This window comes from Tardiphaga sp. OK246 (genome assembly GCF_900188215.1).
Classification (GTDB): Bacteria; Pseudomonadota; Alphaproteobacteria; order Rhizobiales; family Xanthobacteraceae; genus Tardiphaga; species Tardiphaga robiniae.
Genome location: NZ_FZOX01000001.1, coordinates 826165 through 849772 on the forward strand (window position 1 = coordinate 826165; position 23608 = coordinate 849772).

Sequence of the window (23608 nt, forward strand, 5' to 3'; positions counted from 1 at the left end):
GGATCAGTCCTGAGCAGCCTTGGCCGATGACAGGCCGAGCAGGCCCGCCAGCGAGCGATGATGCTTGGTATCGATGGTCGTGTAAGTGCTCATGCCGGCCTTGAGCCGCTTCACGAACGGATCGTTGTAATCGAGATAGACCCGCACCGGCACACGCTGCACCACCTTGACGAAATTGCCGGTGGCGTTTTGCGGCGGCAGGATCGCGAATTGCGCGCCGGTGCCAGGGCTCAGCGAACCGACGGTGCCCTTGAAGGCGTGGTTCGGGAACGCATCGACATCGATCTCCACGGTCTGGCCAACGGCGATGTAAGTGAAATCGGATTCCTTCAGATTGGCATCGACCCACGGCCTGTTGTCGTCGATCACCGTGAGGATCGGCGTGCCGGCCATCGCGAAGCGGCCGAGCTGGATGTTATCGACCTGCGTCGCGACACCGGAGATCGGCGCCTTCAGCACGGTGTGGTCGAGATTGCGCTGCGCCTGATCGAGCGCCGACTGCGCCTGCGCGTAAGGCGGGAACTGGGCTAGCGGCAGATCGGGATTGCCGAGCAACTGGTTCATCGAGGTCGCAAGCTGCTGCCTCAGGAGTTCGAGCTGTGCTTTCGCGGTCACCGCCGCGGTCGCCGCATTGTCGAGATCGAGCTGCGAGCCGAAGTTGCTCTTGACCAGCGTCGACTTGCGTTCGACGTCGCGCTGTTTGAAGTCGACGCCCTGCTGCGCCAGATCCTGCATCTGGCCGTAGATCTTCACGTTGCTGACGAGGTTGTCATAGGTGGTCTTTGCCTGCGCCAGCTTGGCCCTGGCATCGTCAAGCGCCAGCCGGAACGGCACCGGGTCAATCTCGAACAGCACATCGCCTTCTTTGACATGCTGGCCTTCCCGCACCACAACCTTGTCGACCTTGCCGGAGATGTCCGGCGTGATCAGCACCTTCTGCGCGCCGACATAGGCATCGTCAGTGCCGACATAGCGACCGCCCGACAGATAGAAGGCGACGCCGCCAACAAGAACGATGGCCGGCAGTACGACCAGTAGCAACGTTCGCCGATAGCGCTTCAGAAATCCTGTCACACCCTGACGCTGCGTCGTCGCGGCGCCATCGGATCCGCCCTCGGGCGCATCCTTGTCGGGAAATTTCAGCACGGGCTCAGCCATAGACTTGTTCCTTGGTCTTTGTGGCTGCGGGGTTCAGCGCAGCGCGGATATTGTCTTTGATGGTTTCGAGATGCGCGACCAGCTGGTGCATGTCGGCCTCGCTCACGCCGTCGAACGCGACCTGCATCAGGTTGCCGCGCAGCACCGCCAGCTTTGCGGTCAGCGGGCGCGCGGCCTCGGTGAGATAGAGGCGCTTGATGCGGCGGTCGGTGTCATCATTGCGGCGTTCGATCAGGCCGCTGTCGCAGAGCTTGTCGATCAGCCGCGTCAGGCTGATCGGCGCCATTTCCATGGCGTCGGCGAGGTCGGTCTGTTTTTGCCCCTCATTGCGCTCGACCTTGGCGAGCACCGCCCATTGAGCGCGGGTCATGCCAAACTGGCGCGCTTCCTTGTCGGCCAGCAGCCGCAACATGCGCTGGGTCTCGAACAAGGCGGACAGGAAATCGGTGCCGGTGTCAGGCTGGCAGGACATGGAGGCGCTCCGTAAACTTAGCTTATTATAAGCAAGCTTATGAATAGCGCATCGGTGGACGATACGACGCAGCCCCGCGACTAGCGCATGGCTAGATCTCCAACCCTCCCACAAATGGGCGGTACAGCAAAAAAGCCCGGCACGAGGCCGGGCTTGAGGTCGTCAGGTGGATCGAAAGGGTCAGTATTTGGCCACAACAGCCGGGCTGAAGGCGTAATTGATGCCGGCGCGGAAGACGTGGTCATGGAAGCCGACCGAGGTCTGGTTGGCCGTCCCTCCGAAATAGGTCGCCGAGCCCAGATCGAGATAGAGATATTCGAGCTTGGCCGACCAGTTGGTGCCGAACTTCTTTTCCAGACCGGCGCCCAGGGTCCAGCCGACACGGGTCTGCGATTCCGACAGCAGCGTGCCGGGAATCGTCACGGCGGCGCTGGCCGGTGTCGTGCCAGCAGAGCCCGGCCCGAAGATCTGGCCCGTTACTGTCGTCTGTGTCGAATACTTGACCTCACCGACAACCAGACCGCCGGTGCCGTAGAGCAGCAGATCCGGCGTTGCCAGCAGGCCGACGCGGCCGCGGAAGGTCGCAAACCACGGGAAGCTCCATGAGCTGTTTGCCGAGGTCAGTGCGAGCAGATTGAAGTCACCGCCAGGCAAAGTGGTCCGCAGCGAACTCACCGGAGAGTTCGCACTGCCACGTTCACCGGTCCCCTGGATATCGGCTTCGAGACCGACGACCCATGTGCGATCGAGCTGCCAGTTGTAGCCGATCTGGCCGCCGCCCAGGCCGCCATTGACGTCCTGCTTGACCGGCGACGCAAAGGCGGTGCCTGGCAGGAAAGTGGCGTCGCCCTTGCCCCAGCTGTAGCCGCCGTTGAGGCCGACATAGAATCCGGTCCAGTTGATGCCGGGGTCCACCAGAACCGGCGCCTTGGCGTACATGCGGGGCGACAGATCCGCAGCGCCAGCGGTCGACGAAAACGCCACGATGGCGAGGCCTGCAGCGGCCAATACGGTGCGTTTCACCATCAGTCTCCTCAACAACAGATCAACAAAGGCAGGCCGAAGGCCCTGCTTCGATGATGTGTAGTTGAATGAGACATCAGCGACTTGGAACGGACGCGACGCGGCAGGACTGGGCGAGACTGGCACCGCAATTCGTTCTGCTTGTTGCGTTCAGGCCACATGGCGCATCGCGAACTATCAAAGACAGAAATACCCAAAAGCGCGCTAACGGCGATCATTATGAACGTGATCCGGCGCTGGCACGACCAAGATGTAGTTCAATGCTTGCAGGACTGATCCTCGTGACTTCAGGGCCCGGTCCCGAAACGCCCGATTCATTAATCGCGGCTGCTTCCGAAAATCTGCCGACACCGCAGCTTCAATTCGGGCGCCTGACATTCAACGTCGAATCCCCTCTTCCGACGGACTCCCCGTTTTCGGCCGATACTGCTTTGCACAGGTTGCCGGGCGCGATTGTTTTTATCGGCACAGGATTTCCGGCGAACGATCGCATGCCGGATGCTGCGACTGCGTCGTCGCCCGACGATGTTGTGTTTGCGGTCGTTCTGAAAGGTCGTGCCCGCGCATCGCAGCATGGCCGCGAAGAAATCATCGAGCAGGACCATGCAGTCTTGATGACAACCAGGGACGCCGGTTGGCATACGTCATCTTGTGAGACGCAGCATCTGATCGTTCAGATCGACCGTGCTGCACTGTCGATCAAGGTGCCCAATCTCGGCGCCTGGCTCATGCGACCTGTCCTCCTGGAGGCTCAGACGTTGCGGCTGTTGATGGCGCATTGTCAGGAAGCAATCGACCTCGACGGGTCCGCCCCCACCCATCTTCAGCACCATGTCGTGGCCGATCTGTGTAGCCTGATCGCACTTCTGACAATCGGTTGCGAGAACCGCTCCGAGACATCTCCACCTTCCAGCACCCGCATGCTGCGCTTGCAGGCGATCAAGGCAGCCATCGAAGCAGGCCTCGGAAATCACGACCTCTCGGCCGAAACGCTGGCGGCGGCTCAGAAAATCTCGCCGGACTATGTCCGCAAGCTGTTTCGCGAACACGGCCTCAGCCTGTCGGAATATTTGCTCGAACGGCGTCTGGCCCTTGCTCATGCATTGCTACTCGACCCATTGCGGGCCGATGAGCGGATCGGGAAGATCGCGGACGAGGCCGGTTTCAACGATTTGTCGTATTTCAACCGGACATTCCGGCGCCGATATGCCACCTCGCCATCGGATCTGCGCAGAAGCGCGACCTGATCCGGCACGGTATGCCCGTTCAACCTTTGCAATCGACCAGTCGGCGCCCCATCTGCAGGGAGCGCTCGCCGTTTGGCGGCGCTGGATTTGGTGTAAGACTGGGGCTCAGCGCCAAAAAGACGGGCACAATCACACCCAACGGGTTAAGCTACCTCCATATGGCAGTTCCGAAACCAACTTTCCCGGCTCCTGGCCACGATCACGACCGCTGTACGGCGGACGCGATGCATCATGCCGAGCATGTCTGTGCAGCCCGGTCGCAAAAGCTGACCCCGATCCGCCGGCAGGTGCTTGAGGCGCTGCTCGCGAGCCATCGGCCGCTTGGGGCCTACGAGATCATCGATCAGTTGGCCAAGACCACTTCGCGTCCGGCGCCCATCACCGTGTATCGCGCACTTGATTTCCTGATGGAGAACGGCCTCGTTCACCGCATCGAGAGCCGCAACGCCTTTCTGGCCTGCGCGCACGACCACGGCACGGCCTCGATGGTCGCATTTCTGATCTGTGACCAGTGCGGGTCGGTCGGCGAAGTGCCGGCCACGAAAGTCGCGCAGAGCCTGAATGATGCCGCACGGACGACTGGCTTCGTCCCAAAACTGTCTGTTGTCGAAATCACCGGAACCTGCGCGCACTGTCAGGCGTGACGATCCCATAACAACACGGCGACAAGCCGGGCCCGAGGCTTCATGTCTGCAGAAGTGATCATCAGTCCACCCGGCGGACGCGCACTCACCGCCGGCGCCATCGCCCTCGTGCTGATGCTGTGCCTGACCTGGGGCTTCAACCAGATCGCCATCAAGCTGGTGCTGCACGATATCCCGCCTTACACGCAGGCGATGCTGCGCTCGGCCGGCGCACTGCTGGTCATCCTGGCCATTGCGCGCATGCGCGGCGTCAAGCTGTTCGAACGCGACGGCACGCTGAAAGCAGGCCTGTTTGCCGGCGTGCTGTTCGGCATCGAATTCGTGCTGATCTTTCACGGCCTGCAATTCACGACGGCCTCACGGGCCGCGGTTTTCCTCTACACGATGCCGTTCTTCGTGGCCTTCGGCTCCTATCAATTCCTGGGCGAACGCCTGCGCCCGGTGCAATGGGCCGGACTCGCGGTGAGTTTTGCCGGTGTCGCCGTCGCGATCGGCGTCCCGCAGCCCGACGTCACCGCCGATGTGCTGATCGGGGATCTGATGATCGTCGCCGGTGCGGGGCTATGGGCCGCGACCACGCTGGTGGTCAAAACGACCCCGTTGCTCTACGTCGCGCCTGAAAAGGCATTGGGATACCAGGTCGGGCTGTCTGTCCCGATTCTGGGCCTGGCGGCGCTGCTGGCGGGCGAGACCGTGACCCGGGTTCCCGGTCCACTGGCGCTGTCCCTGCTCTCGTTTCAGGCCTTCTGGGTGGTCGGATTCACATTTTTGCTCTGGTTCGGGCTGATCAAGACCTATTCCGCCAGCAAATTGTCGGCTTTTACCTTCATCACCCCTTTGTTTGGCGTCGCGGCAGGCTATCTCATCATGGGCGACCACCTGACCCCCGCCTTCGGCCTCGCTGCGCTATTGGTCGTCGCCGGGCTGGTCCTCGTTAACCGACCGGTCAGGGCCTAGGCCACTAACGCATTGCTGGATGTCATCTAAATCTGATATTCGAGACCCCATGAACAAGATTGAAATTCCGTCTGATATCGCCGGTCCGGCGCCCCGGCACCTCACCACACAGGTCATGGTTGGCAACGTCGCTGTCGGCGGCGGTGCACCGATCGTCGTGCAGTCGATGACCAACACCGACACGGCCGACATCCAGGGCACCATCGACCAGGTCGCAGCGCTGTCGCGCGCGGGCTCGGAAATGGTCCGCATCACCGTCGACCGCGACGAGGCCGCAGCTGCCGTTCCGCATATCCGCGAAGCACTCGACAAGCAGGGCATCACCACGCCGCTGGTCGGCGACTTCCATTACATCGGCCACAAGCTGCTCGCCGAATATCCGGCCTGCGCCGCGGCGCTCGACAAATACCGCATCAATCCCGGCAATGTCGGCTTCAAGAGCAAGCGTGACAGCCAGTTCGCCGACATCATCGAGATCGCCAACAAGAACAACAAGGCCGTCCGCATCGGCGCGAACTGGGGTTCGCTCGATCAGGAACTGCTCACCAAGCTGATGGACGAGAACGCGCTGTCCGCGAATCCGAAGGACGTTCGCGCGGTGACGCGTGAAGCGATGGTGCAGTCGGCATTGCTCTCGGCGGCCCGCGCCGAAGAACTCGGCATGCCGAAGAACAAGATGATCCTCTCCGCCAAGGTCTCGGCGGTGCAGGACCTCATCGCTGTGTATCAGACTCTGGCGTCGCGCTCCGACTATGCGATCCATCTCGGCCTCACCGAAGCCGGCATGGGCTCGAAGGGCATCGTCGCCTCCTCGGCTGCGCTCGGCATCCTGCTGCAGCAGGGCATCGGCGACACCATCCGTATCTCGTTGACGCCAGAGCCCGGCGGTGATCGCACGGTGGAAGTTCAGGTCGCGCAGGAACTGCTGCAGACCATGGGCTTCCGGACCTTTGTGCCGCTGGTTGCGGCATGCCCTGGTTGCGGCCGCACCACCTCGACCACGTTCCAGGAACTGGCCCGTTCGATCCAGGATTTCATCCGCGACTCGATGCCTGGCTGGAAGACGCAGTATCCCGGCGTCGAGAACCTCAACGTCGCGGTCATGGGCTGCATCGTGAATGGCCCCGGCGAATCCAAGCATGCCAATATCGGCATCTCACTGCCCGGCACAGGCGAAAGCCCGGCCGCTCCGGTGTTCGTCGACGGCGAGAAATTCCGCACCCTGCGCGGCCCAAGCATTGCGGCCGACTTCAAGGCGCTGGTGATCGACTATATCGATCAGCGCTACGGCGCCAACGCCAAGGCACCGGAAGTCGTGACCGCGGCCGAGTAAGTCGCACAATTACGTAGGTTGAATTGAACGGCCGGGCATCGTCCCGGCCATTTTCGTTTGACCGCGCTAAAGCGGAATCCGCCGGAACTCGCGGTTGCTCAGCCCCGCTTCTTCCAGATCCAGATCGCGCTCGATGCGGCGGCGGCTCTCGTCGGTAATCTTGCCGTCGCGCAGTTGCGCGTGGATGAATTTGCGCTCCGCCTTGATGAGTTCGCGCACCAGATCGATGCCCACCGCGGAGACGTCGACGTCGGGATCGAGTTCGCCCGGTAGCTGGTTCGAGCGGCTTTCATGGCGCGCGCGCAGCAGCTTCACGACCTCGTCGGACAGTTCGCGATCGTCGGTCATGGCATCGAGCCGCGCCAGGGCTGTCGCCAGTGCCTCGCGGCGCGTGGCGAGTTCAGCCTCGTGCTCGGCGATATATTCCTCGCGGCCGATTTTGGTCACGCCGAGCCACTTCACCACGATGGGCAGGCACAGGCCGAAGCCAACCAGCGTGATGAGAATGATGTTGAACGACACGAACAGGATCAGGTCGCGCGACGGAAAGCCTTCGTTCGAGACCAGCGTGAACGGCAGCGCCAGCGCTGCGGCGAGCGATACGGCGCCGCGCACGCCGGTGAAGGCGACGACGAAGGTCCATTGCCAGTTCGGCGCCGGATCGCGCTTGCGCAGGTCAGCGCTCAGCCAACGCGGTACATAAATCGCCGCATAGACCCAGACGAAACGCGCCACGATGATCACGACGGTGACGAGCACCGTGGCCCACATGATCTCGGCAAACGGAAACGCTTTCGATTTCTCGATCAGCGCCCGCATCTGGAAGCCGGTCAGCAGGAACAGCAGGCCTTCGACCAGATAGATCACCAAGTCCCAGAAGAAGATGCCCTGCAGGCGCGTCGCCGCCGAGATCAGCAGCGGGCCGTTCCAGGAGATGTAGAGACCGCAGGCGACGGTGGCGATGATGCCGGAGCCACCGAAATGTTCGGGAATGAGATAGGCGACATAGGGCGTCAGCAGCGATAGCGTGATTTCGACCTGCGGATCGCGCGCGCGGTGACGCATGCGCAGGCTGATCCAGCCGATGGCGAGGCCGAAGACGAGTTCGCAGGCGAGAATGGCGACGAAGGTACCGGCCGCCTTCGGCAGCGAGAACGCCCCGGTGGTGATCGCCACCACTGCAAAGCGATACAGGATCAGCGTCGTCGCATCATTGGCGAGACCCTCGCCTTCCAGCACCACCAGTATGCGGCGCGGCAGGCCGATTTTGCGCGCAATCGCCAGCGGCGCCACCACGTCGGGCGGCGCGACGATGGCGCCGAGCAGGAAGCCGACCGACCATGGCAGGCCGATCAGGACATGCGTCGCTGTCGCAACGAGGCACGCGGTGAAGATCACGCAGCCCACCGCCAGCAGCGTGATGATGCGCAGATTGGCGCGGAATTCGCGCCAGCTCATGGCGACGGAGGCCGAATAGATGAGTGGCGGCAGCACGCCCAGCAGCACCACATCCGGCGGCAATTGGATCGAGGGCATGCCCGGCACGAAGGCCAGTGCAATGCCGGCCAGCAGCAGCAGGATCGCGGGGGCGATGCTGATGCGCTTGGCCAGCCACGCGGTGCATGCGAGGGCGGCGATCAGGACCAGGAAAATCTGAAATTTGGCTTCCACGCGGGCGGCATCCTTTGCGTGCCTAATTTGCCCGGATGAGAAGTGAGGTCAATGTGGGGCGCTGTTTCTTACCCTCTCCCCCAGCGCAGCGGAGCTGCGCGCCGCGGGAGAGGGTGCCTGAGCGGAGCGAAGGCGGGAGAGGGCTCTTTGTGGCGCCCCCCCTCTCCCGTCTCGAACACGCTTCGCGTGTTCGATCCACCCTCTCCCGCCGAACTTCGCTTCGCTACGTTCGGGGGCGAGGGGAAAGAACTAGATCGCGCTTGCCGCGATATTGACCATCAGCGCCACCAGCGCGGTGTTGAAAATGAAGGAGACGATGCCGTGAGCCGTGGCGGTGCGGCGGATGCTCTTCACGGTGATGCCGACGTCGGAGACCTGCGCGGTCATGCCGATGACGAAGGAGAAATACACGAAGTCCCAATAATCCGGCTGTTCCTTCGTGTCGTCATCGCCAGACGGAAATGCCAGCCCGCCGGGCTTGGCGCCGCGATAGAATTGATGGGCATAATGCAGCGAGAACGTCGTGTGCACGGCGGCCCAGGACGAGGCGATGGTGACGATCGCCAGCGTCAATTCCCAGCCCGTGCGATGGCCCTCGCCAAGTTCGAACACGATAGCCGCGATGCTGGCGAAGGCGCCCAGGGCCGCCACCAGCAGGATGATGAAACTGCCATCGTCCTGCAAGGCGGCGTTGCGGCGGATGTGTTTCTGACCGCCGCTTGACAGCATCATGCCGTAGACCAGCATGAGATAGAACGCGATGAACACGTCCCAGCCGATCAGCAGGCGCGTCACCAGCCGCAGCGACGACGGCAGGACGAAGAACGCGACAATGCCGATCAGAAGCGCCAGAAACGTGCGCGGTCGCCCATAGACGACGCGGAGCGGCGCCGGCATCTTGCGAAAACGAACAAGGAGCTCATCGAGATCCTTGCCCGTCTCCGACATGATCAGGGCTTCCTTAGTTCTTGCGCTCGGCCACGAAGCGGGCAGCAGCGCGCAGCACGTCGCCCTTGGCGCCGAAGATCGACAGCGATGCGTCGGCGGTGGCGATCAGATCGGCGACACGCTTCTTGGCGCCTTCGACGCCGAGCTGCGTGACGAACGTCGTCTTGTTGAGCGCGGCATCGGCACCGGCGGGCTTGCCGAGCGCAGCGGCGTCGCCTTCGACGTCGAGAAGATCGTCGGCGATCTGGAAGGCTTCGCCGAGCGCGCGGCCGTAATCGTCGAGCGCCTTGTATTCCTTCTGCGTGGCCTGGCCGAGCAGCGCACCGGCGATGACGCCGTAACGCAGCAGCGCACCGGTCTTCATCTGCTGCACGCGGGCGACGTCCACAGGCCCCTTGTCGCCGAAGCGGCCTTCACCGGCGAGATCGAGCATCTGGCCGCCGACCATGCCGCCCAAACCGGCGCAGCGCGCCAGCGCGCGAGTCAGCAGCAGGCGCACCGTCGCATCGGAATGGATCTCGTCGCGGGTGACGATGTCGAAAGCCAGCGTCAGCAGCGCGTCGCCGGCGAGGATTGCGGTGGCGTCGTCGGTGGCCTTGTGCAGGGTCGGGCGGCCGCGGCGCAGGTCGCTGTTGTCCATCGCCGGCAGATCGTCATGGATCAGCGAATAGCAGTGGATGCATTCGAGGGCGGCGCCAACCAGCAGCGCCTGCTCGCGATGCACGCCGAATACCGCCGCGCTCTCCACCACCAGGAACGGACGCAGCCGCTTGCCGCCGCCGAGCGAGGAGTAACGCATCGCATCCATCAGCCGCTTCGGCCGGGCGATTTCATCGGGTAGCACGCCATCGGCGAGCACTTTGGTCAGTACGGCTTCGGTATCGTCCGCGGTCTGGTCCAGGCGCGAGGCAAAATCTTTGGTGGAAGCACCGGTCGACATTAAGAATAGCTCCAGAACAATTTGGCCGGACAATCCTCTATGGCAAAGGCCACGTCAATTGCGCCTGCGACGTCCCGCCGCGATTGGTCGCGGCAAGCTTAACCGGCTTGAAAAGAGCGGGGAAAGCCCGCTTTATCAGCGGCATAGCTCCGACCGGGAACGCCCCTCTTGCGCCTTATCCGCCGCCTCATCCTGATCGGAATCCTGCTCCTCGCATTGCCCTATCTGCTGACGCCGCTTTATGCCGTCGGCCGGCCGATTTCGGCGCTGATGGCCTGGCGCTGGATCACCGGTTCCCCCGTGGAGCGGACCTGGGTTGACCTCAAGGCCATGTCGCCGGCCCTGCCGCGCAGCGTAGTCGCGTCCGAAGACGCCAAATTCTGCAGCCATCGCGGGATCGACTGGGATTCCCTGCAAAACGCCATTGAGGACGCCCAGGACGGCGAAGTCTCCGGCGGCGGTTCCACCATCACCCAGCAGGTGGCGAAAAACCTGTTCCTGTGGTCGGGCCGCAGCGTGATCCGCAAGGGCCTCGAAATCCCGCTGGCCATGTGGGTCGATCTGATGCTGTCCAAGCAGCGGATCCTGGAAATCTACCTGAATATCGCCGAAATGGGCCCATCCGGGCAGTTTGGCGCCCAGGCCGGCGCCGAATATGCCTTCAATCGGCCGGCCTCGAGCCTGTCGGCCCGGGAAGCCGCGCTCCTGGCCGCGATCCTGCCCAATCCGGTCACCCGCAGCGCCCGGACGCCGGGGCCGGGGGTGCGGCGGCTGGCGGGAACCTATATGGCACGGGCGCAGGCCGCGGAGTTACAGCGATGCTGGAACTAGGCTGTCATTCCGGGACAGGACCGGCGGCAAAGCCGACGGGCATGGGCCCGGAATCCCGACATGTGGCCATGAACATGTCGGGATTCCGGGTTCGCGTGCGGCTGGCGCCGCCCTCGCCCCGGAATGACGAGTTTGTGGCGCGAAATCCCCGAAAAATCCGACCGCGCCGCCCTAGCCATCGCGTCGTCATTCCGTTATAAGCCCGGCCTTATCAGCGATTTTGCCCGCGCGTTCTGTGCTGGCCGCCTGTCACCGGGCGCCGATCGAAACCATCTGCCAAGAACCTGCAAGGACTTTTCCTATGGCCGTTCCGAGAAGAAAAACATCGCCGTCGCGGCGTGGCATGCGTCGTTCGGCTGACGCACTCAAGACCCCGACCTATGTCGAGGACAAGGACTCCGGCGAACTGCGCCGTCCGCACCACCTCGACCTGAAGACCGGCATGTACAAGGGTCGTCAGGTTCTGAAGGTGAAGAAAGAATCCTGACCACTGGATGGAGGGCAGCGCCGCGTCAGGTGGCGCCGCCTTCGCTCGTCCACGTAAGGTCCGGGTCTCAGGCGGGTCGAAGCGCCAGCGGGCAAGTCGAGAAAGCTGTTCAGACTATAATTCTGAACTGGTCTTCCGCCCGAATTCGCTCCAACTCTGGAGCTAATGCGTTGTCCCGGTGATGCGCGCGTGTCACCTCGGTGATGTCCTCACCTTGGTGATGTCCTCACCTTGGTGATGTCCTCACCTTGGTGATGTCTGGCATCGCCCACATGCGTTCTGGTTCTCTCGCTCGCAAAGAAGGCCTTCGATGGCGTCGATCGGTTTCCCGCTGCTGCTGATTCCAGTGGCGATCTGCAACATCATCGCCTTCCTGATGCCCGACCTCGCGCTGTCGGGCCCGATCCCCCTCTTCCCGATCACGCTGATGTCGAAAGACATCTGGATGGTGACGCTCAACGACCTGCTCGTTGCGCTCAGCATTCTCTTGCTGTGGCTCGAAGTGATGCGCGCCGCGCGCCCGGCGCCGAAATATTTCACCGACCATTTCCTGTCGCTGCTGGTGTTCGGCGCGGCAGCTACTGAATTCGTGATGCTGCCGAAATTCGGCAATGCGACCTTCTTCCTGATAACCCTGACGGCGATGGTGGATTTCCTCGCCGGCATCTCGCTCCGCGCTCGCCGTCCGCGCCGCGTCGCCGCGCCGGTCTATGCACCGGAGCCGGCACCGCGTTATGAGCCCGCGCCAGCTCCGGTCGCTCCGACGCCTCCGCCCGCTCAGGTTCCGGCCGCGACGTCCGTCGCCGAAGCCATGTTGACCGATCGTCCGGAGCCAAAGGTCGAGAAGCTCGAACGGATCGAGCCGAAACTTGAATCGACCCCGGTCCCGCCGGAAGTCGTGGCGCATACGTCGCCGCAAATCACGTCACCGGATTTGCAGCCGGGTGGCGTCGCGTCGCCGGACGACAAGCCGAAGACGTAAGCGGAGAGTGCCGAGTCAGGCCATACGCTGCGTGCGGTTGATCGCCGATCCCGCAACATACATATTTGCCACCGACCGGTAAGCCGCCTCCACATCCGCCACATCAGCGCGGCGCAGCACCCGCGTTTGCGGCGCCTGCTCGGCGGTCGCGATCAGATGTGCGATGAAGGATGCGTCGGGCCGTGCCACGCGCGACGACACCGGGGCGGTATGCTGCACCGGCTCAAGCCGCGTCAGCGCGACCGCCTCCACGATGACCGACTCTTTCTCGACCACGAAATCGCCGGCGCGCCGCATCGGCTGCGGCGTCGTGGCGTAAGCGCGGGTCGCGGAAATCGACATCGTTAACAGTGCTCGCGTCTCAATTCGGGACGAGGGTTGCCCCTCCACCCTCTGCGTCGCAAGGGTCGTGCCGCGGCTCTCCACAACTCAGATCGGGGCATCATCAGGTTTGCGAAGGCCTGCCCGGCTACACTTTCTTAAGTCTTTAGGAACTTTGACTAACGATTGTAGCGATCTGAGCCGTATTGTCGGGGGCGAATCACCCGATGACGTCCCAAAACGAGGCGACTTTGACATCCGCTGTTTCCCAGAGCGCCGATTCTTCCTTGCAGGCAGGTCGCGCTTCCGAGCCGCAGGCAGCAGAGATTCTGGCCGCACTCGGCCAGGCCGCCTTCATCTGGGACATCGCCAGCGACCGGATCACCTGGACGGACCAAGCCGCCGCCATCTTCACCGACATTTCCCCCGCGACCATCGCCAGCGGCGCCGAGCTTGCGACTCTTATTGAGCCACAACGCGGCATTCGCACCGAGGCACTGGCCAAGGCACTCGCTTCCGGCGGCGGCACCTACCGGATCGAATACGGACTACGCGCCTCGACCACCGCCGCCGTGCTGTGGATCGAGGAGAGCGGCAATTGCCGTGCCGATGCCGCGGGCAAGGCAATACGCGTCGAAGGCGTCGTCCGCATCGACAACGAACGCCATGCCCGCGACGAACAACTGCTGAAACTGGCGCAGCACGATCCCGTCACCGGCGAACTCAATCGTGCACATCTTCTGGCATCCCTCGCCGAAGCGATCGAGGAAGCCACCCGCTTCCGCTCGTCCTTTGCCTTTATGCTGATCGGCATCGATCATCTGGCGCGCATCAACGACGCCTTCGGCTTCGATATCGCGGATGAAGTGATCGTCGAGATCGCCAGGCGGATTCGCGCGCGGCTGCGCGGCGGCGACGTGATGGGCCGCTTCTCCGGCAACAAGTTCGGCCTGATCCTGAAGAACTGCACTGTTGACGATGCCACGATCGCCGCCGAGCGCTTTCTGGTCGGCATCCGCGACGACGTCATCCCGACCCAGTCCGGCCCGGTCTCGGTGACCGCCACCATCGGCGCCGTCAGCGTTCCCCGCTATGCGCAGAACGTCAACGAAGCCGTCAACCGCGCGCAGGAAACCCTGAACGGCGCCAAGCGCCGCCGCCACGGCAGCTTTGCTTTGTGGCGGCCGAACGTGGAGCGCGATGCGCAACGCCGCGTCAATATCCGCGTCACCGACGAGATCGTGACTGCGCTGAACGAGCGCCGCATCGTCACGGCCTTCGAACCCGTGATGCATGCCGACAGCCGCACCCCCGCTTTCTATGAAGCGCTGGTGCGCATGAAGCAGGATGACGGGCAGTTGCTGCTGGCGCCGGATATCGTGCCTGTCGCCGAGAAGCTCGGCCTGATCCGGCTGGTCGATCACCGCGTGCTCGAACTTGTCGTCGCCGAGCTTGCCGCCGCGCCGGATGTGCAGCTCTCGCTGAATATCTCGCCGGATACGACAATGGATCCGGACTGGTGGACCTCCATCGAGTCGATGATGGCGGCCCATCCCGGCGTCGCGCAGCGGCTGATCGTCGAGATCACCGAGACCGTGGCCATCCAGGACCTCGACGACGTCCGCGGCTTCGTCACGCGGCTGAAGAATTTCGGCAGCCGCATCGCCATCGACGATTTCGGCGCCGGCTACACCTCGTTCCGCAATTTGCGCAAGCTCGGCGTCGATATCGTCAAGATCGACGGCGCCTTCGTGCAGAACATCGCGCATTCCGCCGACGACCGCGCTTTCGTGCAGACCCTGATCGATCTGTGCCATCGGCTCGGCATCAAGACCGTCGCCGAATGGGTGCAGGACGAGGAGTCCGGCCTGCTGCTGCGCGACTGGGGCTGCGACTACATTCAGGGTCGCCTTACCGGCCTCGCGTCATCCGCGCGTCCGTGGCTGGACCCGGCATCGCTGCCGAAGCCGGCGGTGGGATAGTTCACGCGTCATTCCGGGGCGAACGCAGCGTTAGCTGCGGGCGAACCTCAGCCACTCCAATGGGAGTGGTGGGGAATCCCGATATAGTATGAACACATTGAGATTCCGGGTTCGGTCCCGTCGCCTTCGGCGCCGGCCCGCCCCGGAATGACAGCTTTTTTATGGGGCCTCATCATGAACTTCATCGGTAATCTTCTGACCGCGCTGGTCGCGGCGCTGCACATCTATTTTCTCGTGCTGGAAATGTTTCTCTGGCAGAAGCCGCAGGGCCTGAAGACCTTCCGGAACACGCCGGAGAAGGCCGAGATCACCGCGGTGCTCGCCGCCAATCAGGGCCTCTATAACGGCTTCCTCGCCGCCGGGCTGATCTGGGGCCTGCTGCATTCCGCACCCGCCTTCGCGTTCCAGATCAAGGCGTTCTTTTTGCTGTGCGTGATCGTCGCCGGTGCTTACGGCGCAGCGACGGTGAGCAAGCGCATTCTCTATGTGCAGGCTGCACCGGCGGCGCTGGCGCTGATCGTGTTGTGGCTGGCAAGTTAGCCCGGAGCGCCGCGCGGCTCCTTCTCCCCGCTTGCGGGGAGAAGGGTGGGATGAGGGGCATGGCACGCGGCCGGCGACAAACGCGCGCCCTCGGATCGCACTGATCGCCCGAACCACGCCTACCGAATTTGCATCAACATCGGCGCTCCGCCCCTCACCCGCCGCGAAGACGCGGCGACCTCTCCCCCTAGCGAAGCTTCGCTTCGCCGGGAGAGGTTAAGGAAAGTGCCCATCTCCTCGCCTTGCCAACGCGAAATCCTTGCCTCACACTCCCCGATAACGACGGCGCCCGCACGGGAACGACTGTCGAGTGACATATCATCAGGGAGGCAACGACATGAGAACTTCGCTTCTTCATCGCTTCGCCACGACGGCTAAATTTGTCGGGATGGCGGCCATTGCGCTCACGGCCACATCCGCCGCTATCAATCCGGCAGCCGCGCAGAAGAAATACGATCCCGGCGCCACCGACACCGAAATCAAGATCGGCCAGACCGTGCCGTTCTCAGGCCCCGCCTCGGCCTATTCGTCGATCGCCAAGACCCAGCTCGCTTATTTCAAGATGGTCAACGACCAGGGCGGCGTCAACGGCCGCAAGATCAACCTGATCCAATATGACGACGCCTATTCGCCGCCCAAGGCCGTCGAGCAGGTGCGCAAGCTCGTCGAGTCCGACGAGGTGCTGCTGACCTTCCAGATCATCGGCACGCCGTCCAATGCGGGCGTGCAGAAATATCTCAACCAGAAGCAGGTGCCACAACTGTTCGCCGCCACCGGCGCCACGCGCTTCACCGATCCGAAGAACTTCCCCTGGACCATGGGCTACAATCCCAACTACCAGACCGAAGGCCGGATCTACGCCAAATACATCCTGAAGAACCATCCGACCGCCAAGATCGCGATCCTCTGGCAGAATGACGATCTCGGCCGCGACTATCTCACCGGCATGAAAGCCGGGCTCGGCGACAAGGCCGCGTCGATGATCGTCTCGGAAGCGTCCTATGAACTGGCCGACCCGACCATCGACTCGCAGATCGTCAAGCTGAAGTCCTCCGGTGCCGACCTGCTGTTCAACGCCTCGACGCCGAAATTCGCCGCGCAGGCGATCAAGAAGGTCGCTGATCTCGGCTGGAAGCCGATCCACATCGTCGACATCAATGCGACCTCGGTCGGCGCCGTGCTGGTGCCTGCGGGGCTGGACAATTCCAAGGGTCTCATCTCGACCAATTATGGCAAGGACCCGCTGGACCCGCAGTGGAAAGACGATGAGGGCATGAAGCGCTACATGGCCTTCATGGACAAATATTATCCCGACGGCGACAAGAACTCGAACTTCAACACCTATGGCTACGGCAATGCCCAGCTCATGGTGGAAGTGCTGAAGCGCTGCGGCGACGACCTCACCCGCGCCAATGTGATGAAGCAGGCCAGCAGCATTTCGGGCTTCAAGACCGACCTCGGCCTGCCCGGCATGAGCCTCTCCACCTCGCCCACCGACTACCGCGTCAACAAGCAGCTGCAGATGCAGCGCTTCAACGGCGAGCGCTGGGAACTGTTCGGCCCGATCATCGAGGATGACTCGGCGGGTTAGCACACGCCGTCATTAGTATCAGAAACGCCGTCATGCCCGGCCTTGTGCCGGGCATCCACGTCTTGGGCACAGCGCACATAAGACGTGGATGGCCGGCACAAGGCCGGCCATGACGAAAGTTTGGTGCGTGTGGCAGAGGCGTCTGGCGCAAACACCGCATCGCGATCCTACGCCGTCTTCGCAAACATCGTCAGCACGCCATCGGCGATATTGATCGCCACCACCTGCGCCGAACTCATGCCCTTTTCCTTGAGCGCATTGGCCGCGGCCGGAGAGGCATCGATCGAGGCGCGCAGCGCCTTCAAGTCGTCCTCGCTGGATTTCGATACGACCTCCTCGACCTGCGCCTTCACCGCATCCGGCAATTGCTTGATGTCCACCACCTGGATGCTGGAGATCTTGGCGCTGGTGCGCTCGCCGGATTTGGCCGGAGCCTTCTCAGCCTGGTTCGCAGCTCCCTGTGCGAGTACGAAACCCGGCGTGCCGAGCGAGAGAATGGCCGCAAGGGCCGTCGCTGTGATGATGCGCATGGTTGGTCCTTTCCGGTTGGGAAGGAGCGAAGTAATAGTGGGGAAGTGTGCGGAAGGTCTGGAGTGGGTGTGGTAGTTTAGTGAGGTTAATGCGGCGATGATGTGGGAGACATCGCGAGCGCAGATTTTCGCCGCCTCTATTGAGTAGGTTTGGAAGACTGAGTAACTAAATCTAACCACTTTCTTGAGATTCTATAGGAACTTGAGAGGCTCCTATGGCTGACACATCAATCGAGTGGACTGACGCAACGTGGAATCCGGTCGCCGGATGTACCGTGCTGACAGCTGGATGTACAAACTGCTACGCAATGCGGATGGCCGCCAGACTCGATGCGATGGGCGCTGAAAAATACAAAGGGCTTACTCGCAAGAGCGGAGGCAGAGCCGTTTGGACCGGGAAAATTCGTCTCGATGAAAAATCACTCGATGCGCCGCGATCATGGTCGAAGCCGCGCAAGGTCTTTGTGAATTCTATGTCCGACCTGTTTCACGACGATGTGCCAGTCGAGTTTATCCGTCGTGTCTGGAAGGTGATGCAAGACACGCCGCGCCACACCTATCAGATTTTGACAAAGCGCCCGGAGCGGATGGCGGAAATTCTCAGTACTCCCGAGTTTTCCATTCTCCCAAATGTTTGGCTCGGGACAAGCGTTGAGGATGGCCGCGTTCTCAGCCGCCTGGACGCGATAAGAGCTGTGCCGGCCGCAGTTCGATTTGTGTCGTTGGAGCCGCTCATAGGCTCTGTAGCTGCCGGCGATCTGCGCGGGATTCACTGGGCGATCGTCGGCGGCGAAAGCGGACCCCGCGCCCGCGAAATGAAGCCAGAATGGGTGGATGAGATCGAAACTATGTGTCGTAGAGACGGAGCAGCGTTTTTCTTTAAACAGTGGGGCGGGAAAAATAAGAAAGCAGCTGGCCGCCTACTTCGTGGTCGCACTTTTGATGAGATGCCACTTCGGGTCTAAGAGATGCTTTCCTATCTTCATCGCCAATGCGATTGCTTTCGGCGTCTTGTTTGAAATGCAGAGAAAGAGCGAGAACATTTGCGGGCCTTTGTGAACGGGCAGCGCCAACGGCTTGAGTACTTTTCCGAATATGGTGCTGAGTCGTTTCTGAACATAGGCTTCGAGCCCGCGAGGGTCCAAATCCCTTCTCCGTTCAGGAATGGCGCCCAATAGGTCGGCATCCTCGACCGGATACAATTCTGCCTCCCATGCTGATGAGCCGAACATGCGTGTAAGTGCGGCACGTTTGGATTCATCTATATGCGTTAGGCGCCGAGTTGCCTGTCTGAATAAGCCTGCCAACGGGAACAGGAACCATACGTCGATGGCTTCGGTCGATGCAAGCGCCTCCAAGGTGGCCCATTCGACCTCCATTCCATAAGGATCAAGAAACACTACTGCTCGCTTATCGTCCCAACGATTGGTAGCAACCAACTTCTTCAATGCAGTGTTTGCATCTTCCTTTGCGACAACAATTGAACGTTGCAGGTTGATCGCCGCCAACTCATTTAGAGCGGCAATGTAATTTGCATTCGTTTCGATGAATACGAGAAAGTCGAATGGCGGGCGAATATCGATTGCAATTTGAGCTGAACCTCGACGTTGCTCAACGATCTCATCAGCAGGAGACTCAACGAGAGTAGCTCCCCTACTCTCTGTCCGAACCGTTCGACTGCCTGTCCCAGCGAACGCATCAATGTACCAAAGATGTTTGAAATACGGTCTCAGCGCGGTCGTAAAGAAACGCAAGTATCCCTCGATAATGGATAGCTTGAGCTCTGTATGCTGCCCGCCAAACTCATGATCGACCATCTAGATTCCCCAGCATGACAACGTCCTCACGAGTCTAGAGTTGAAGATTAGCGGCAACCATAGATATTTACTACTTAAGGGATACGCCATTGACGGACACACTTTAATGGCATATATTCCTTTCGTCCTACTCACGAGGGGCGCTTCTCGAGGGCGCTTTCGAAGTGGAGTTTGGATGCGGCGCCCGCGGACGTGCCTCGCACGCACGCACTCGGGAGGTCGGGGGTCACCGTCCGGGCCCACTACGGGGCTCTGCCGGAAACGGCTGGACGGGTGCGGGTGAAGGCGGGCGAAAGCCTGACCGGAACGAAGGACTTTCATTAGTCCTGCCCAGTACCCGGAAGCGCGGTCCCTCGAACAGAAAAGCCGCGATGGCGCGCCGAAAGGCGATGCGCGGATCGCAAGGGCCTTCGCAAGGCCGGAGCGAAACGCGAGAACGACCAAGTTGCGCCTTTCGGCGCGTCATCCCCCTCATTGATGAGGGGGAAAACTGGTCCACCCGCTTTGCGCCAAAGGCGCGATACGGACGGCGCGTGGGCGGCGATGAGATTTCCCTTTTTGCTGGACGTGGCTGTTTGACAGGTGAATCGGTGCGTGAGCGCGTGAGGCGTGTCCTCTTAACCTCGCCCCGCTCTCTGCGGGGAGAGGTCGGAGACGGCGCGAAGCGACGACTCCGGGTGAGGGGCGTGGCACAAGGCCTCCGCGAGAGGATCACTCTCGGATCGGCAACGCTCTTCGTACAGAACGACCCGCGAAGACCGCGCATCTGTTGCGCATCGTGCATGGCCCCTCACCCGAAACCTTCGCTGCGCGAAGCTTTCGACCTCTCCCCGCAAAGCGCGGGGAGAGGTGAGAATGGAACCTTGTTTCCCTTACGTTAACTTCTGCGTAACCGCCCCTTAAACCGCGGCGGCTAGGCTCGCGGTATCGGGTGGCGTGGTGTTTGCGTATGGCGTGGGGCAAGAAAAAGAGCGGGCGCAAGGAGCCGACCTTCGGGATCGGCGCGGCGCTGTCCGATCTGCGCCTCACGGCAGATGATCGCGTGCCGGGCGGCGGTGATGACCGGCCGAAGAAAACGCCCAAGCAGGCGCCGAAACGCGAAAGCTCAAATGGCGGCGGCGACAAGCCACGCAAATCCAGGACATCCAGCAAGGCGCGCAGCTCCGGCGGTTTCGGCAAGGGCATCAAGCGGCTGTTTTACTGGGGCGCGGTGCTCGGGCTGTGGGCGGCGATCGCCATTGTCGGCGTCGTGATCTATGTCGGCGCGCATCTGCCGCCGATCCAGTCGCTGGAAATTCCCAAGCGCCCGCCGACGATCCAGATCGTCGGCATGGACGGCACGGTGCTGGCCACGCGCGGCGAACAGGCCGGCGCCAATGTGTCGCTGAAGGATCTACCGCCCTATCTGCCGAAGGCGTTCATCGCGATTGAAGACCGGCGGTTCTATTCGCATTACGGCGTCGACCCGATCGGCATCGCACGCGCGGCGGCCACCAACCTGATGCATCGCGGCGTGTCGCAGGGCGGCTCGACGCTGACGCAGCAGCTCGCCAAGAACCTGTTCCTGACGCAGGAGCGCACCATGGCGCGCAAGCTGCAGGAAGTGGAGCTGGCGTTCTGGCTGGAGCGCAAGCATTCCAAGGCCGAGATCCTGGAACTCTATCTCAACCGGGTCTATTTCGGCTCCGGCGCCTACGGCGTCGAAGCGGCGGCGCAAAAGTATTTCGGCAAGCCGGCGAAGAACGTCACCGTCGCGGAAGCGGCGATGCTCGCGGGGCTCGTGAAGTCGCCGTCGCGCCTCGCCCCGAACCGCAATCCGGAAGGCGCCGAGGCGCGCGCCAAGGTCGTGCTGGCAGCGATGCAGGATGCCGAGTTCATCACCGCAGCCCAGGCCAAGGGCGCGGCCGGCGTGCCGCAATACAACGTCAAGCCGGTCGGCGCCGGCACGGTGAACTATGTCGCCGACTGGATCGGCGAAGTGCTGGACGACCTCGTCGGCCAGGTTGACGAGAGCATCATCGTCGAGACCACCATCGATCCCAAGCTGCAGAGCGTCGCCGAAGCCGCGATCATCGACGAACTGGCGGCCAAGAGCGTCAAGTTCAACGTGACGCAGGGCGCGCTGGTGGCGATGACGCCGGACGGCTCGGTCCGCGCCATGGTCGGCGGCCGGAACTACTCGGAGAGCCAGTTCAACCGCGCGGTGACCGCGAAGCGCCAGCCGGGATCGAGTTTCAAGCCGTTCGTCTATCTCACCGCCATCGAGGCGGGGCTGACGCCGGAGACGATCCGCACGGATGCGCCGATCGACATCAAGGGCTGGAAGCCGGAGAACTACACCCACGAATATTTCGGCTCGGTGACGCTGACCCAGGCGCTGTCGATGTCGCTGAACACGGTGGCCGTGCGGCTCGGCATCGAGGTCGGCCCCGCCTCTGTGGTGCGCACCGCGCATCGGCTGGGCATCGCCTCGAAGCTCGAGGCCAATGCGTCGATCGCGCTCGGCACCTCCGAAGTGTCGATGACCGAGCTGGTCGGCGCCTATGCGCCCTTCGCCAATGGCGGCCTCGCCGTGTCGCCCCATGTGGTGAACCGCATCCGCACGGTGGAAGGCAAGAAGACGCTCTATACGCGCCCGGCGGAGACCGCGAGCCAGGTGATCGACGGCCGCGCCGTGGCCATGATGAACACGATGATGCAGCAGACCATACTGTCCGGCAGCGCCAAGAAGGCCGAGCTGCCGGGCTGGCAGGCCGCGGGCAAGACCGGCACCAGCCAGGATTTCCGCGACGCCTGGTTCATCGGCTACACCTCGCAGCTCGTCACCGGCGTCTGGCTCGGCAATGACGACAACTCACCGACCAAGAAGGCCACCGGCGGCGGGTTGCCGGTAGAGATCTGGTCGCGCTTCATGAAGACCGCGCATCAGGGCCTGCAGCCGCAGCCCGTGCCTGGCCTGGCGCCGTCGAATTCGTTCAGCACCAATCCGATCGGCCAGGCGCTGTCGAGCCTGCTGCCCGGATCGAGCGCACCGTCGCCATCAGCGCCACCGGAACGCGGCTATGTGCCAAGCGCCCCCGTCTATAACGGCTATCGCCCGCAACCGCCGGCACCGACGCAGACCAACTACCCCGCCGCGCGCCAGCAGCCACAGCAAAACGTGCGGCCGGAAGCCGCGAGCGGATTGGATGGCTGGCTGACGGAGCGACTGTTCGGGAGATAGTGAGCGAGCGTCCCGGGCACGCGATGCACAGCACCGCGGCCGGGACCAAGAGCTCAATCCTGCACGCCGAAACGATGCAGGTCGTTGCCATGGGTATCGAGCCAGGCCTTGGCGCGTTCGGTCGCGGGGCAGATGCGCCCGACCACGCGCCAGAACTTCACCGAGTGGTTCATCTCAACGAGATGCCCGACTTCATGGGCCGCGAGATAATCCAGCACGAAGGGCGGCGCGAGGATCAGACGCCACGAGAACGACAGCGAGCCCTCGGTGGTGCAGGACCCCCAGCGGCTCGACTGATCGCGGATCGAGATCCGCTTCACCTTGACGTTCAGCTGCGCGGCATAGCGGTTCGATGCCTTGACGAGATCGGCCTTGGCTTCGCGCTTGAGGAAATCGTGGATACGTCGGTCGATATGCTCGACATCGCCGGCGACGCAGATGATCTTCTCGCCATTGTCGCGGGTCTCGGTCCACACCGTCCCCCGCCCCGCACGGTGCACGATCCTATGCGGAGTTCCCCGCAACGGAACCGTTGTGCCGTGTTCGAATGGTGCTGCCTTCGGCAAACGGCCGAGACGCGCCGCGATCCAGGCGCCATGACGCTGTGCGAAGTCCTTCGCATCGGCCAATGACCCACGCGGCGGCATGGTCAGGATCGCTTCGCGCTCGCTCGGATGAATGCGCAGCGTATAACGCGTCGCACGGCGGTGCCTGCGCAGGCGTATGGCGAAGATCTGGGAGCCGTGTTTGACGGCAAGCGTGTCTGGTTCGGTGGGGCGGCGGTAGAGAAGTGCGCGGAAGGCCATGTCAGTAGTCCCGGTCGTCAGTAGATCGACCGGATTCTGCCATAACCGCCGCCACGGGAATTGCTCGGCGCAAAAACAAATCATTTGCCCAATATACGGGGTCAA

Annotated in this window: 23 protein-coding genes; 13 read left to right on the forward strand and 10 right to left on the reverse strand. The window is 62.5% G+C overall.

Annotation, left to right across the window (positions count from 1 at the left end; translation table 11 throughout):
* Positions 1 to 3 precede the first annotated feature (3 nt).
* The 3 genes from CHC01_RS04055 to CHC01_RS04065 form a co-directional block, all read right to left on the reverse strand.
* On the reverse strand, positions 4 to 1158 hold the full coding sequence (locus CHC01_RS04055) for an HlyD family secretion protein (RefSeq protein WP_089262680.1): 1155 nt from the start codon (positions 1156 to 1158) through the stop codon (positions 4 to 6).
* Positions 1151 to 1630: a MarR family winged helix-turn-helix transcriptional regulator gene (locus tag CHC01_RS04060; protein ID WP_089262682.1), complete on the reverse strand. Its 480-nt coding sequence runs from the start codon at positions 1628 to 1630 to the stop codon at positions 1151 to 1153. Before CHC01_RS04060 ends, CHC01_RS04055 begins: the two co-directional genes overlap by 8 nt.
* A gap of 180 nt (positions 1631 to 1810) precedes the next feature.
* On the reverse strand, positions 1811 to 2653 hold the full coding sequence (locus CHC01_RS04065) for an outer membrane protein (RefSeq protein ID WP_244558199.1): 843 nt from the start codon (positions 2651 to 2653) through the stop codon (positions 1811 to 1813).
* A gap of 491 nt (positions 2654 to 3144) precedes the next feature.
* Between CHC01_RS04065 and CHC01_RS32220 the strand changes: the two genes are divergently transcribed.
* From CHC01_RS32220 to ispG, 4 genes are all read left to right on the forward strand, one after another.
* Positions 3145 to 3900 (forward strand): helix-turn-helix transcriptional regulator, encoded by a 756-nt coding sequence (locus CHC01_RS32220; RefSeq protein WP_176454489.1) that lies wholly within the window; start codon positions 3145 to 3147, stop codon positions 3898 to 3900.
* Between the two features lie 158 nt (positions 3901 to 4058).
* Positions 4059 to 4544 (forward strand): Fur family transcriptional regulator, encoded by a 486-nt coding sequence (locus CHC01_RS04075; protein ID WP_089262688.1) that lies wholly within the window; start codon positions 4059 to 4061, stop codon positions 4542 to 4544.
* A gap of 42 nt (positions 4545 to 4586) precedes the next feature.
* The gene (locus CHC01_RS04080) at positions 4587 to 5501 is read left to right on the forward strand and encodes a DMT family transporter (RefSeq protein WP_089262690.1); all 915 of its coding nucleotides are present in this window, start codon (positions 4587 to 4589) and stop codon (positions 5499 to 5501) included.
* A 49-nt stretch (positions 5502 to 5550) separates the two neighbouring features.
* Positions 5551 to 6834 (forward strand): flavodoxin-dependent (E)-4-hydroxy-3-methylbut-2-enyl-diphosphate synthase, encoded by a 1284-nt coding sequence (gene ispG, locus CHC01_RS04085; protein ID WP_089262692.1) that lies wholly within the window; start codon positions 5551 to 5553, stop codon positions 6832 to 6834.
* Between the two features lie 66 nt (positions 6835 to 6900).
* Here the strand turns inward: ispG and CHC01_RS04090 are convergent, their stop codons facing one another.
* The 3 genes from CHC01_RS04090 to CHC01_RS04100 form a co-directional block, all read right to left on the reverse strand.
* Positions 6901 to 8505: a Na+/H+ antiporter gene (locus CHC01_RS04090; RefSeq protein WP_089262693.1), complete on the reverse strand. Its 1605-nt coding sequence runs from the start codon at positions 8503 to 8505 to the stop codon at positions 6901 to 6903.
* 249 nt (positions 8506 to 8754) lie between these two features.
* Positions 8755 to 9453 carry a DUF1345 domain-containing protein gene (locus CHC01_RS04095; protein ID WP_089262695.1) on the reverse strand — a complete coding sequence of 233 codons (699 nt, stop codon included), beginning with the start codon at positions 9451 to 9453 and terminating at the stop codon, positions 8755 to 8757.
* A 13-nt stretch (positions 9454 to 9466) separates the two neighbouring features.
* Positions 9467 to 10393 carry a polyprenyl synthetase family protein gene (locus tag CHC01_RS04100; RefSeq protein WP_089262697.1) on the reverse strand — a complete coding sequence of 309 codons (927 nt, stop codon included), beginning with the start codon at positions 10391 to 10393 and terminating at the stop codon, positions 9467 to 9469.
* 168 nt (positions 10394 to 10561) lie between these two features.
* Here CHC01_RS04100 and mtgA point away from each other — a divergent pair, with 168 nt between their 5' ends.
* From mtgA to CHC01_RS04115, 4 genes are all read left to right on the forward strand, one after another.
* Complete coding sequence (mtgA, locus tag CHC01_RS04105; protein ID WP_089262699.1) at positions 10562 to 11224, forward strand: monofunctional biosynthetic peptidoglycan transglycosylase; 663 nt, start codon at positions 10562 to 10564, stop codon at positions 11222 to 11224.
* A gap of 132 nt (positions 11225 to 11356) precedes the next feature.
* Positions 11357 to 11584 (forward strand): hypothetical protein, encoded by a 228-nt coding sequence (locus CHC01_RS32225; RefSeq protein ID WP_176454451.1) that lies wholly within the window; start codon positions 11357 to 11359, stop codon positions 11582 to 11584.
* A complete protein-coding gene (rpmF, locus tag CHC01_RS04110; protein ID WP_068732923.1) occupies positions 11526 to 11711 on the forward strand; it encodes a 50S ribosomal protein L32 in 186 nt (61 codons plus the stop codon). The genes CHC01_RS32225 and rpmF overlap by 59 nt, the downstream gene beginning before the upstream one ends.
* Before the next feature lie 310 nt (positions 11712 to 12021).
* The gene (locus tag CHC01_RS04115) at positions 12022 to 12693 is read left to right on the forward strand and encodes a hypothetical protein (RefSeq protein WP_089262701.1); all 672 of its coding nucleotides are present in this window, start codon (positions 12022 to 12024) and stop codon (positions 12691 to 12693) included.
* Positions 12694 to 12708: 15 nt separating this feature from the next.
* On the opposite strand, the gene CHC01_RS04120 is transcribed toward CHC01_RS04115, so the two are convergent.
* Positions 12709 to 13035: a hypothetical protein gene (locus CHC01_RS04120; RefSeq protein WP_089262703.1), complete on the reverse strand. Its 327-nt coding sequence runs from the start codon at positions 13033 to 13035 to the stop codon at positions 12709 to 12711.
* 206 nt (positions 13036 to 13241) lie between these two features.
* On the opposite strand from CHC01_RS04120, the gene CHC01_RS04125 reads away from it, so the two are divergent.
* From CHC01_RS04125 to CHC01_RS04135, 3 genes are all read left to right on the forward strand, one after another.
* Positions 13242 to 14996 (forward strand): phosphodiesterase, encoded by a 1755-nt coding sequence (locus CHC01_RS04125; protein WP_089262705.1) that lies wholly within the window; start codon positions 13242 to 13244, stop codon positions 14994 to 14996.
* Between the two features lie 174 nt (positions 14997 to 15170).
* Positions 15171 to 15536 carry a DUF1304 domain-containing protein gene (locus CHC01_RS04130; RefSeq protein ID WP_089262707.1) on the forward strand — a complete coding sequence of 122 codons (366 nt, stop codon included), beginning with the start codon at positions 15171 to 15173 and terminating at the stop codon, positions 15534 to 15536.
* Between the two features lie 388 nt (positions 15537 to 15924).
* A complete protein-coding gene (locus CHC01_RS04135; protein WP_244558248.1) occupies positions 15925 to 17127 on the forward strand; it encodes an ABC transporter substrate-binding protein in 1203 nt (400 codons plus the stop codon).
* Between the two features lie 167 nt (positions 17128 to 17294).
* Here CHC01_RS04135 and CHC01_RS04140 read toward each other — a convergent pair whose 3' ends face one another.
* Entirely contained in the window at positions 17295 to 17657 is a 363-nt protein-coding gene (locus CHC01_RS04140) for a hypothetical protein (protein WP_089262711.1), read from the reverse strand.
* 215 nt (positions 17658 to 17872) lie between these two features.
* Between CHC01_RS04140 and CHC01_RS04145 the strand changes: the two genes are divergently transcribed.
* A complete protein-coding gene (locus CHC01_RS04145) occupies positions 17873 to 18622 on the forward strand; it encodes a DUF5131 family protein (protein ID WP_089262713.1) in 750 nt (249 codons plus the stop codon).
* Here CHC01_RS04145 and tcmP read toward each other — a convergent pair.
* Positions 18578 to 19474 carry a three-Cys-motif partner protein TcmP gene (gene tcmP / locus CHC01_RS04150; RefSeq protein WP_089262715.1) on the reverse strand — a complete coding sequence of 299 codons (897 nt, stop codon included), beginning with the start codon at positions 19472 to 19474 and terminating at the stop codon, positions 18578 to 18580. The two genes, CHC01_RS04145 and tcmP, sit on opposite strands and share 45 nt — an antisense overlap.
* Before the next feature lie 949 nt (positions 19475 to 20423).
* Here tcmP and CHC01_RS04155 point away from each other — a divergent pair.
* Positions 20424 to 22697: a transglycosylase domain-containing protein gene (locus tag CHC01_RS04155; RefSeq protein ID WP_089262717.1), complete on the forward strand. Its 2274-nt coding sequence runs from the start codon at positions 20424 to 20426 to the stop codon at positions 22695 to 22697.
* Positions 22698 to 22750: 53 nt separating this feature from the next.
* Here CHC01_RS04155 and CHC01_RS04160 read toward each other — a convergent pair whose 3' ends face one another.
* Positions 22751 to 23587, reverse strand: a complete 837-nt coding sequence (locus tag CHC01_RS04160) for a M48 family metallopeptidase (RefSeq protein WP_089262719.1) — start codon at positions 23585 to 23587, stop codon at positions 22751 to 22753.
* Positions 23588 to 23608 lie beyond the last annotated feature (21 nt).

Excerpts from the sequence above, each read along its gene's own strand:
- CHC01_RS04080 (WP_089262690.1), top strand. The coding sequence starts at position 4,587 with ATGTCTGCAGAAGTGATCATCAGTCCACCCGGCGGACGCGCACTCACC.
- rpmF (WP_068732923.1), top strand. The coding sequence starts at position 11,526 with ATGGCCGTTCCGAGAAGAAAAACATCGCCGTCGCGGCGTGGCATGCGT.
- CHC01_RS04100 (WP_089262697.1), bottom strand. The coding sequence starts at position 10,393 with ATGTCGACCGGTGCTTCCACCAAAGATTTTGCCTCGCGCCTGGACCAG.
- tcmP (WP_089262715.1), bottom strand. The coding sequence starts at position 19,474 with ATGGTCGATCATGAGTTTGGCGGGCAGCATACAGAGCTCAAGCTATCC.
- CHC01_RS04125 (WP_089262705.1), top strand. The coding sequence starts at position 13,242 with ATGACGTCCCAAAACGAGGCGACTTTGACATCCGCTGTTTCCCAGAGC.
- CHC01_RS04055 (WP_089262680.1), bottom strand. The coding sequence starts at position 1,158 with ATGGCTGAGCCCGTGCTGAAATTTCCCGACAAGGATGCGCCCGAGGGC.
- CHC01_RS04140 (WP_089262711.1), bottom strand. The coding sequence starts at position 17,657 with ATGCGCATCATCACAGCGACGGCCCTTGCGGCCATTCTCTCGCTCGGC.
- CHC01_RS04075 (WP_089262688.1), top strand. The coding sequence starts at position 4,059 with ATGGCAGTTCCGAAACCAACTTTCCCGGCTCCTGGCCACGATCACGAC.
- CHC01_RS04135 (WP_244558248.1), top strand. The coding sequence starts at position 15,925 with ATGGCGGCCATTGCGCTCACGGCCACATCCGCCGCTATCAATCCGGCA.
- CHC01_RS04155 (WP_089262717.1), top strand. The coding sequence starts at position 20,424 with ATGGCGTGGGGCAAGAAAAAGAGCGGGCGCAAGGAGCCGACCTTCGGG.
- CHC01_RS04145 (WP_089262713.1), top strand. The coding sequence starts at position 17,873 with ATGGCTGACACATCAATCGAGTGGACTGACGCAACGTGGAATCCGGTC.
- CHC01_RS04095 (WP_089262695.1), bottom strand. The coding sequence starts at position 9,453 with ATGTCGGAGACGGGCAAGGATCTCGATGAGCTCCTTGTTCGTTTTCGC.
- CHC01_RS04160 (WP_089262719.1), bottom strand. The coding sequence starts at position 23,587 with ATGATTTGTTTTTGCGCCGAGCAATTCCCGTGGCGGCGGTTATGGCAG.
- CHC01_RS32220 (WP_176454489.1), top strand. The coding sequence starts at position 3,145 with ATGCCGGATGCTGCGACTGCGTCGTCGCCCGACGATGTTGTGTTTGCG.
- CHC01_RS04060 (WP_089262682.1), bottom strand. The coding sequence starts at position 1,630 with ATGTCCTGCCAGCCTGACACCGGCACCGATTTCCTGTCCGCCTTGTTC.
- CHC01_RS04120 (WP_089262703.1), bottom strand. The coding sequence starts at position 13,035 with ATGTCGATTTCCGCGACCCGCGCTTACGCCACGACGCCGCAGCCGATG.
- CHC01_RS04115 (WP_089262701.1), top strand. The coding sequence starts at position 12,022 with ATGGCGTCGATCGGTTTCCCGCTGCTGCTGATTCCAGTGGCGATCTGC.
- CHC01_RS04130 (WP_089262707.1), top strand. The coding sequence starts at position 15,171 with ATGAACTTCATCGGTAATCTTCTGACCGCGCTGGTCGCGGCGCTGCAC.
- ispG (WP_089262692.1), top strand. The coding sequence starts at position 5,551 with ATGAACAAGATTGAAATTCCGTCTGATATCGCCGGTCCGGCGCCCCGG.